General features: G+C 74.5%; 1 protein-coding gene. It reads right to left on the bottom strand.

The features are described 5' to 3' along the window. The coding region (locus AB8Z36_RS35830; protein ID WP_369217567.1) for a type I polyketide synthase at positions 1 to 3,182 on the bottom strand (3,182 nt) is incomplete at both ends.

Genomic DNA, 3,182 nt, shown 5'->3' on the forward strand with positions numbered 1-3,182 from the left:
CTCCACCACCCGAGCGGACGGCTCACCGGCCGCCAACGCGTCCAGCCCGGACAGGAACTCATCGGCGTCCCGGCCCACCACCACCGCACGGTGATCCATCGCCACCCGCGACGTCGCCAGCGAATACGCCACATCCAGCACGCGTGCGTCGGACGTACGGACCGCCGCGGCGAGCCGCGCCGCCTGATCCACCAGCGCGGCCTGTGACTTGCCCGACACCAGCCACGGCCACCACACACCCTCGTCCTGACCGGCGGGCAGCGCCTCGGGGATGTCCTCCTGTGCTTCCTCGGCGGGTGCCTGCTCCAGGATGAGGTGACCGTTGGTGCCGCTGATGCCGAAGGAGGAGACTCCCGCGCGTCGCGGGTGGCCGGTCTCCGGCCACGGGGTGGCCTCGGTCACGAGGCGGACGGTGCCGCTGGACCAGTCGACCACCGGAGTCGGATTGGTGATGTGCAGGGACTTGGGCAGGACGCCGTGCCGCATCGCCAGGATCATCTTCATCATGCCCGCGACACCGGCAGCGGCCTGGGTGTGGCCGATGTTCGACTTCAGCGAGCCGAGGAGCAGCGGCTGCCCGGGGTCGCGGTCCTGGCCGTAGGTGGCGAGGATGGCCTGCGCCTCGATGGGGTCGCCGAGCGGTGTTCCGGTGCCGTGTGCCTCGACGACGTCGACCTCACCGGGCGCGAGACCCGCGTTGGCGAGGGCCTGGCGGATGACGCGCTGCTGGGAGGGCCCGTTGGGGGCGGTCAGGCCGTTGGAGGCGCCGTCCTGGTTGAGGGCGGAGCCGCGGACCACCGCGAGGACGGGGTGGCCGTTGCGGCGGGCGTCGGAGAGCCGTTCGAGCAGGACGAGGCCGACGCCCTCGGCGAAGCCCATGCCGTCGGCGCCCTCGGCGAACGCCTTGCAGCGGCCGTCGGCGGCCAGCCCGCGCTGCCGCGAGAACTCCACGTACGGCTCGGGGGTGGACATGACGGTGACGCCACCGGCCAGGGCCATGGTGCACTCGCCGGTGCGCAGCGACTGGAGCGCGAGATGCAGGGCCACCATGGAGGAGGAGCAGCCGGTGTCCATGGTGACGGCGGGGCCCTCGAAGCCGTACGTGTAGGAGAGGCGTCCCGAGGCGATGCTGGAGGCGTTGCCGGTCATCAGGTGACCGGCGAGCTGCTCCTGGGCGGCGGCGCCGCCGAGCCTGACCTGGTAGTCGGTGGTGATGCTGCCGACGAAGACGCCGGTGGCGCTGTTGCGCAGGGTGTCCGGGTCGATCCCGGCGCGCTCGAAGGTCTCCCAGGAGGTCTCAAGGAGCAGCCGCTGCTGCGGGTCCATCGCCAGGGCCTCGCGCGGGGAGATCCCGAAGAACGCCGGGTCGAATCCGGCGACGTCCTGGATGAAGCCGCCCTCGCGGCTGTACGTGGTGCCCTGCCGGTCGGGGTCCGGGTCGTACATCGCGTCCAGGTCCCAGCCGCGGTCCTCGGGCGGGGTGGACACGACGTCCAGCTCGGCCGCCATGAGGTCCCACAGCTCCTCGGGAGTGGTGACCCCGCCGGGGAAGCGGCAGGCCATCGCGACGACGGCCATCGGCTCGTCGGTGACACCCGCGGAGACGACGACGGGTGCGGCGGTGGCGCGGTCGTCGCCGAGCAGCAGGGTCCGCAGGTGGGCGGCGACGGCGGTGGTGTTGGGGTAGTCGAAGAGGAGGGTCGTGGGGAGCTTGACGTCGGTGGCGGTGGTGATCCGGTTGCGGACCTCCACGGCCGTCAGCGAGTCGAAGCCCAGGTCCTTGAAGGCGCGGTTGACGTCGACCGCGTCCGGCGAGGAGTAGCGCAGGGCGGTGGCGACCTCGGCCCTGACCAGGTCGGTGAGCGCGCGGTCCTGCTCGGCGGGCGTGAGGGCGCGGAGCTTGTCGCGCAGGGCGTGGGTGTCGGGCGCCGCGGCGGCGGCCGCCTCCAGGGCGCCGCGGACCTCCGGCAGGTCGCCGACGAGCGGGCTGGGCCGGGCCGCCGTCATCACGGGGGCGTACGAGCGCCAGTCGACGTCGACGACGGTGGTGTGCGGGGCGCCCTCGGCGACGGCGGCGCGCAGCGCGGCGACGGCCGTCTCGGGGGCCATGGGGGCCAGGCCGTCGTGGCTCATCCGGTCGGCGAGCACATCGGCGGTGGCCATGCCCGCGTCGGCCCACGGGCCCCAGGCCACGGAGGTGACGGGCAGGCCCGCGGCGCGCCGCTGCTCGGCGACGGCGTCCAGGTAGGCGTTGGCGGCGGCGTAGTTGGCCTGTCCGGCGTTGCCGAGGACGCCGACGATCGAGGAGAACAGCACGAACAGGCCGAGCGGGTGGTCGCGGGTCAGTTCGTGCAGGTGGGCGGTGCCGAGGGTCTTCGGGCGCAGGACGGCGTCGAAGCGGTCAAGGGTGAGGGCGTCGAGGACTCCGTCGTCGAGGACACCGGCGGCGTGGACGACGCCGGTGAGCGGCAGTTCGGCGGGGAGGGTGTCCAGGAGGTCGGCGAGCTGGTCGCGGTCGGCCACGTCGCAGTCGGCGACGGTGACCCGGGCGCCCAGGCCGGTCAGCTCCGCCACGAGCTCGGACACGCCGGGGGCGTCCGGGCCGCGACGGCTGGTGAGGACGAGGTGGCGGGCGCCGTCGGCGGCCAGCGAGCGGGCGACGTGGGCGCCGAGCGCGCCGGTGCCACCGGTGATCAGGACGGTGTCGTGGTCGCCCCAGCCGCCGATCCCGTCGTCCTCGGCGCTCGGGGCCGAGGGGGCCACTGCTGCCGTGTCGTCGGTCGTTATGTCTTCCGCCGTCGTGTCGTCGGCCGTCGAGGCCCCGGTGGCCGGGGACGGCTCGGGGAGCGGCATGCGGGCCAGGCGTCGGGCGTACGTGCCGGAGGAGCGTACGGCGATCTGGTCCTCGTCGCCGCCGAGGAGCGCGGCGAGCCGGGCGAGGGTCCGGGCGTCGGGCTCGGCGGGCAGGTCGGCGAGTCCGCCCCAGACGTCGGGCAGTTCGAGGGCGACGGCACGGCCGAAGCCCCAGGTCTCGGCCTGGACCGGCGAGGCCACCGCGTCGCGGCTGTCGGCGGAGACGGCAGCACGGGTCAGCGCCCACACCCGGGCCCCGGTCCCGGACAGGGCGTGCACCAGGTCCTTGGCGGCGGCGAGGCCGCGCGGCACGGCGGGGTGGTCCGGGT

Source organism: Streptomyces flavofungini, assembly GCF_041028215.1.
In the GTDB taxonomy this organism is placed as follows: Bacteria; Actinomycetota; Actinomycetes; order Streptomycetales; family Streptomycetaceae; genus Streptomyces; species Streptomyces flavofungini_B.